The following is a 6,462-nucleotide window of genomic DNA, read 5'->3' on the forward strand; positions in this document are numbered from 1 at the left end:
GCGATGAGAAAGCTTACTTCTTACCTAAAAAATGAGAAAGGGTCACAAACGATTGAATTTTTAGCTGTATTCCCGCTTGTGATCGTGGCATTTATGATCATCTGGCAGATGGCGCTCGTTGCTTATGCGGTTGTTGTCACAGAGTCAGCTGCCAGAGATGGTGCCAGAGCGGCATCGGTAGGTGGGAATGCACAACAAGTAGCGGAACGATCAGCAGGCGGTTTACAGATTCAATCCGTCAGTTCAGTTGAATCGGGAGAGGACGTTACCGTAACGGTCGTTTCAAGAATACCGACCGTTTCGATCCCTCTCGTTGGTCAGATTGAACTGGATTTTGATGCAGATGCGACGATGCCGATGGAAGAGGATGACGACGAAGGAAGTTTGCCATGACAACATTACGTTCTTACCTGAAAAATGAACAAGGCAACAGTATGCTGCTGATCATGGTAGGCTTACTCGTCGTTTCCATTTTCATCAGCTTCGCTTTCTTTGATTTCTTTAATGTGTTCATCTCAAAACGCGTCAGCCAAACGAGTGCGGACTCGGCGGTACTAGCCGCTGCAAAAGAGGCGAAGAACTCTTATGACAAAGAACTTCGTGAGGAACTCGAAGAGCGGTTAGAAGAACTTGAAGAACGTTTCTCAAGTGAAGAATTAACAGATGACGAGATTGGGAACTGGCTTGAAGATGAAATTGAAGGCAGCGATGATTCGTATCGGTCAACAGTTGAAAAATGGCTTAAAGAAGGTGACAGTGTTGACCTGGATGCGAATGAACTGCTGCTCTTTTTATATGAAGAAGACGAAATTAGCGAGATCGCATGCGACGCTGTAAGAGGAAACATGTCTGATATCAAAGACGCCGCCAATCGCTATGCGAAGAAAAACGGTGCTGATCGAAATGTAAGGGTTGAATTTGATGAAGAAACGTTCAGCATTTTTGTGGAATCAGAACGCAAAGGTTCATACGTCACGGTCGAAGATTCGCAGTTCGACGGCATCAAAGCAGATGCCTCTGCTGGAATCGGTACACCGGTGGGGATCGATATAACATGTAAATAAGTTGAGGGGAGAGGGTGCAGAGTGGCGTTTAAACGACTGATATCGTTCGTGATTCTTCTCTTCATGCTTGCTACGAGTGTATCTCCCGTCGCTTTAGCCGAGGTTGGGGAACTCGACTATAACAATGATAACCTCAACAAAACGGAAAGTGATGGAGATGCCACTAGTAATGACGGTAAGAAAGATAGTCATTGGTGGGAAGAAATCGGGAACGGTATCGGAGACGCTTTTAACAAAGGAAGAGAGTTTCTAGGCCCGCTTTTTGATACTGTCGGGGATATGGGGGATGTCATTGCTGGCGGCTGGGATAGGTTCACTGATTGGTCGAGTGATACGTGGAATGACTTCAGTAACTGGTCACAAGACACGTGGTCGTCCTTCGCAGATTGGTCGGCGAACACATGGGATTCATTCACGGACTGGTCAGCTAACACGTGGGAAGCTTTCGTCGATGGCACGGTCAATACATGGAACGCTTTTACAAACTTCACTTCGAATGTCTGGGATGCGACGCCAAACTGGGTAAAATCAACCTTGAGCTTTGTAGGCGTTGGTGCCGGAATCGTCGGTGCCGTCGCTCTTGGCGTAATCAGCGCACCAGTTGCAATCGCAGCTGGAATAGGTGCTGGTATTGCAGGTGGCGCTTATTACCTTATGAATCGAAACTCAAGCGATTATAGTTTCCTAGGCTCATTAGGCTGGACAGCTGGTGGTGCCATGTTAGGTGGAATTGGACAGGCTACTGGGGCGTTGGCTGCTGCTGGGAGAGGGTTGTTGAGTTTAGGGAAGAGTGCATGGGGACATTTGCGATTAGCATATGGAGCCGGTGGTGTGCTTTCAACTATGGCCGAGGGTGCAATCATAGGTGGAGCAGGATCTGGTGTTATTTCAGGCGTAAAAAGTTTTATAACTGGTGATTTCACCTTTGGAAACTTCATGATTGATATTGTTTCAGGGGCTGCGATGGGGAGTTTGTTAGCGCCTATGTCCGTATTCGCAGGAAGCCTACTTTCAGCTGGGAAATTCGGCCAATATGCATCTTGGGGGCTCCCGATTGCAACGATTGGAGGGTTAGAGAACTTTGTAGTTGAAGGTCTGAAAGGTGAGTGGGCTTTTGTAGATAACTTTGTCTCTGGCTCTATTGCGGCTATCGCAGGTTACGGATTAATATCTCATATAAGTAAGTGGGTCTTCAGTAATCAAAGGGTGAGTGATTTTCTTAGAAACCCTGCTTCTACAGATGTTTATGAAGAAATTTTTAACAAAGGAACTGAAGATATTATTAAGGATAATGTAAAAAACAATATGAGTGATTCAGAAAAACCGAACCTTAATGATAGATTCCAAGATCATAACCAAAACAATGGGAAAATAGATAACTCGGATAAAGCAAGGGATTTAAATAAAATGAGAGATATACACAACTCAAAAACGTATAATATGAAAACCTCAAACATGAAAAATTAGTTATGAAAAAAGGGGGTGTTTAAATGTGGAAAAAAATTTCGCTAGCATCGAAAATCTTTTTTGTAGTGACAATAGGTATAGTTTTTATCTATTCTAAATTATTTATAGAAAATGGTAGGTTAGATTTTAATGATAGAATTTTTTTACTGATGGTGATCGTTGTATTTATTTTTGTAGGAGTTATATCAAGTATTAACCTTACTTCACAACATGGAAAAAATATCACATTTCGTTCTGTTATCGGCGGCATTGTTATATTCTTGCTCTTTATTATGTATCGAGCAGCAGTGGAGTTTTTATAAATAAAATTATGTTGAACGATTGATCTCAACAACTTCACAGTTAAGCCAATAAATCTTTGCTGATCTCTCAATCATCTTTAATTATGGAGTGAGAAGTAATTGTGGAAATACTTATCTAAAGCATCAACTATTGTATTTATAGGTGTTATTGTCGTTGTTGCAATTTATTCTCAATTGTTTATTAAAGATGGAGTGTTAGACAACAGCGTTTTTGTGGGAGTCATGGTTGCGGCTTTGTTTGTAAGTGTCATTTCTGGAATTAATTTAACAAGTGAAAATGGGAAAAAGATAAAATCCAAATCTGTAGTAAGTGCAATAATATTGCTCGTAATCTTCCAAGTTTATAGGGTCATAGTAGAATTCTAGTTATATATAATTCCTTAGGTTTATTTATACTAAGGTTGAAGTTAAATGAATAAGGTGTGGGGTTTTATAGAAGTAGTAAATAATATTAAGTTATGTAATTCTCAAGTTTTCATTCTAAGAGATGGGTGATTTGAATAGCACAACGGCAAGTTGGAGGTTTTTGAACTGAAGTGGAAAAAAGCATCTAAACTTTCTAATGTACTCTGGATTATTTCTATGATATTTATTTTTGTATATCCACTGATGTTTATGAAGGATGGTATTGTCGACTCAACTGATAGGAAGGTCTTCATCATTGTTTTAACTATTATGGCATTTGTAGGTGTTGTTTCTAGTATAAACCTAACTAGTGACGGAGGTAAGAAGATAACAAAGAAGAGTGTGATTGCAGCAATAATCTTTTTGATTTTTTCACCTTATACCGAATGTCAGTGCAGTTATAGATAAACCCTTAAATAGAATATAGGTGAATGTTAATTGAATAAGGTGTGGGGTGTCATTGAGTCAGTGTGTGTAATAATCATCTTGGGAATCACAGCTGGACTAGTATTTTCATTGGGAGAATCACAGGGTGGCGGTGTCTATAAAATGACGGAACGTCCACCTTGGTTGATGTATGCTGGAATTGGTCTTGGAACAACAATAGTTGTTGGTGTCTTTGCCCATATTAGTAGAAGAGCCGAGGGCGTTAGTATGAAAGTGCGTATACTTCAAACTGCATTGCTTGTATTATTTTTTGCTGGTGCAATAGCTCTTGTTAATATGTTTAGGTGATAAGAGGAAGTGCGAAAGGTTTTAATTTATTAGACGTTTTGGAGAGAAAGTATGAAAAAGTGGCAAAAACTATCAAGGTTTTCTACCTTTCTATTAATTGGAATATTTATAATGATTATTATTTATTCTGAAATGTTTATTAAAAATGGAAAATTAGACTATAACGATAAGCTATTCTTTGCTGTAGTTATTCTTGTTTTCCTATTTGTTGGAATCATTTCATCAGTCAATCTAACAAGTCGAAATGGTGAGCAGATAACACGTAAATCTTTCGTTGGTGGAGTTGCGTTATTTTTACTATTTGTACTTTATAGATTAGCTGTAGAGTTTTTATAAGAATTAGCAGTTGGTGAGATGAAATTAATTTTCCTTTCTTATGCACCTGTTTATTTATTTAATAACTCCACGGGCAATACTTCAAGGAGGATAATGAATGAGATGGGGATTAATAGAAGCTATTTCAGGTATTATCGTTATTGGTAGTATCGTTGGGATAGTCTTTACAACAGCAGAACCGGCTGGTGGGGGTGTCTATAAAATGATTGAGCGCCCTCCATGGTTAATTTATGCTTCAATGATTGTATTTGTTTTTGCTGTGTTGGGTGTGTTTGCTCATATGAGTAGAAGAAATCCGGGGGATAGTATAATAGTACGTCTAATTCAAACTATATTGATGATATTTTTCCTTGCAGGTATTGTCACCGTGTTAAGTATGTTTAGGTAAAAGTTATTTTTAAAGATAGCTCGTTTATTAACATTATAGGAGGTGCTTACATTTGAAGACATATTCTGTTTTTCTAATTGGGTTAGTTTGTCTACTACTAGCAGCTTGCTCTAATAACGAAGAAAGTGCTAGTCAAAATAATAAAGATAATAAACAAGAGGAACAGCAGCAGGAAGAGAAAACAGACTTTCCTGAAGCTGCAACAGATGCACAGAGTATTGTAAAAGGAAGTCCAGGATCCTTAATCAAAAGTGGTAGTGGTAAACAATCCATTAATCCCGATAACATTTTAAAGGAAATCCCTTCTTCTGCTGATGCGGAGACGGCATATAACGGGTTAGTCTCTATGCTTCATGCCGATTACAGTGAGGTTCACGCGGCGTATGAGGATTATAATCCTGAATTTGCAAGTCTTACATCTGAGGAAGAAAAGATTGATGAAGAGAATGTTGTGATTTTATTGGATTCTAGTGGGAGTATGGCAGGGCAAGTAAGCGGAGGAACGAAGATGGATCTCGCAAAGGATGCTTTAAAGCGATTTTCTAGTAACTTACCTGAAGACGCGAATATACTCTTGAGAGCTTACGGTCACAAAGGGAGTAATGATGATAGCGATAAGGAACTCTCTTGTAGTAGTAATGAAGTCTTTTATGATTTGGATACATATGATGAAAACACGTTCAACGAAGCTTTGGGTCAATTCAAACCTACAGGATGGACTCCACTAGGGGATGCGATTAGCTCTGTTCAGTCTGATTTAAAAGGGAAAACTGGAGAGCGTGTGAAAAACACAGTTTATATAGTGAGTGATGGTGTGGAAACCTGTGATGGAGACCCTGTGAGTGAAGCGGAAAAGCTTCATCAATCTGATTTAGAGGTAACGGTAAACATCATCGGATTCAATGTAGATACTGAAGGTCGTAGACAGCTTGAAGATGCGGCAGAAGCAGGCGGTGGAGTTTATAAGACTGTTAATTCAAAAGTTGAGCTAAATAACACCCTCAATCAATTATTGAACGATGCCCATAAATCAATTCAAGCAGACCTTGCATCAGCGAAGGCTGATATTGCAGTAAACAAAGAGCATCTTCAAAAGAATAAAGAGGTAGACGAAATCAGAGCAACCTTTAATGATATCGTTCAAACGGAAGAAGACCTATTATATAAAGCAGCTCAAGAGTTGTACTTTGAAGAAAAGATTACAAAGGAAGAAGTAGAGCTCCTCAAAGAGAAAATTACTCAGCGTTCAGATACGCTTCTCGACTATAGCGAGAAAAAGCATGATGAGTTGAGTGAGTCAATAAAGGTAGAAAAAGAGAAAATGTTCGATAAGATCGACGAGAAAACAGCGAGTTAAACAAACGTTTGATTGAATAAGAGAGACCGCACAAGCCAGAGTCGATTTGCTCTGGCTCTTTTTTTTAAAAGAATATCAATCTATGTATTGACCCACTCTATTTTAGCTGATATAGTAGTAAACGTTGTTGCAAAGACAACATCACTTAATTAAAAAAAGGGATTGACACTACTTCGGTAGTCATGTATTATTAATCACGTTGCTTCTTACGGAGCAAACAGATTGTAATAACAATCTCAAAAAAAGTTGTTGACAACGACTTAAACGAAATGTTATATTAGTTGAGTCGCTGAAAACGACAAACGAAAGAAACACTTGATCTTTGAAAACTGAACGAAACGCCATGCAAGAAATTGTTTCTACGGAAACAACATTGTTTTAAAGCTAGATTGAACTTTTCTATCGGAG

9 protein-coding genes are annotated in these 6,462 nt (G+C 38.9%); all 9 read left to right on the plus strand.

What is annotated here, in order from left to right:
* The first annotated feature begins 3 nt into the window (after window positions 1–3).
* The 9 genes from ACXAHI_RS20750 to ACXAHI_RS20790 all read left to right on the plus strand — a co-directional run bounded on the left by ACXAHI_RS20750 (window position 4) and on the right by ACXAHI_RS20790 (window position 6,054).
* A complete protein-coding gene (locus ACXAHI_RS20750; protein WP_270182998.1) occupies window positions 4–393 on the plus strand; it encodes a TadE/TadG family type IV pilus assembly protein in 390 nt (129 codons plus the stop codon).
* Complete coding sequence (locus tag ACXAHI_RS20755; RefSeq protein WP_474814498.1) at window positions 390–1,064, plus strand: pilus assembly protein TadG-related protein; 675 nt, start codon at window positions 390–392, stop codon at window positions 1,062–1,064. Before ACXAHI_RS20750 ends, ACXAHI_RS20755 begins: the two co-directional genes overlap by 4 nt.
* A gap of 21 nt (window positions 1,065–1,085) precedes the next feature.
* The gene (locus ACXAHI_RS20760; protein WP_474850966.1) at window positions 1,086–2,531 is read left to right on the plus strand and encodes a hypothetical protein; all 1,446 of its coding nucleotides are present in this window, start codon (window positions 1,086–1,088) and stop codon (window positions 2,529–2,531) included.
* Window positions 2,532–2,554: 23 nt separating this feature from the next.
* Entirely contained in the window at window positions 2,555–2,833 is a 279-nt protein-coding gene (locus tag ACXAHI_RS20765) for a hypothetical protein (RefSeq protein WP_377891776.1), read from the plus strand.
* Between the two features lie 99 nt (window positions 2,834–2,932).
* Window positions 2,933–3,199: a hypothetical protein gene (locus ACXAHI_RS20770; RefSeq protein ID WP_474850968.1), complete on the plus strand. Its 267-nt coding sequence runs from the start codon at window positions 2,933–2,935 to the stop codon at window positions 3,197–3,199.
* Window positions 3,200–3,706: 507 nt separating this feature from the next.
* The gene (locus ACXAHI_RS20775; RefSeq protein ID WP_474850970.1) at window positions 3,707–3,973 is read left to right on the plus strand and encodes a hypothetical protein; all 267 of its coding nucleotides are present in this window, start codon (window positions 3,707–3,709) and stop codon (window positions 3,971–3,973) included.
* 51 nt (window positions 3,974–4,024) lie between these two features.
* Window positions 4,025–4,309, plus strand: coding sequence for a hypothetical protein (locus ACXAHI_RS20780; RefSeq protein WP_474850972.1), 285 nt, complete (start codon window positions 4,025–4,027; stop codon window positions 4,307–4,309).
* A gap of 97 nt (window positions 4,310–4,406) precedes the next feature.
* Window positions 4,407–4,697, plus strand: a complete 291-nt coding sequence (locus ACXAHI_RS20785) for a hypothetical protein (protein WP_474850974.1) — start codon at window positions 4,407–4,409, stop codon at window positions 4,695–4,697.
* 52 nt (window positions 4,698–4,749) lie between these two features.
* Window positions 4,750–6,054 carry a VWA domain-containing protein gene (locus ACXAHI_RS20790; protein WP_474850976.1) on the plus strand — a complete coding sequence of 435 codons (1,305 nt, stop codon included), beginning with the start codon at window positions 4,750–4,752 and terminating at the stop codon, window positions 6,052–6,054.
* Window positions 6,055–6,462 lie beyond the last annotated feature (408 nt).

The sequence above is a fragment of the Anaerobacillus sp. ABD4_527 genome (genome assembly GCF_056160805.1).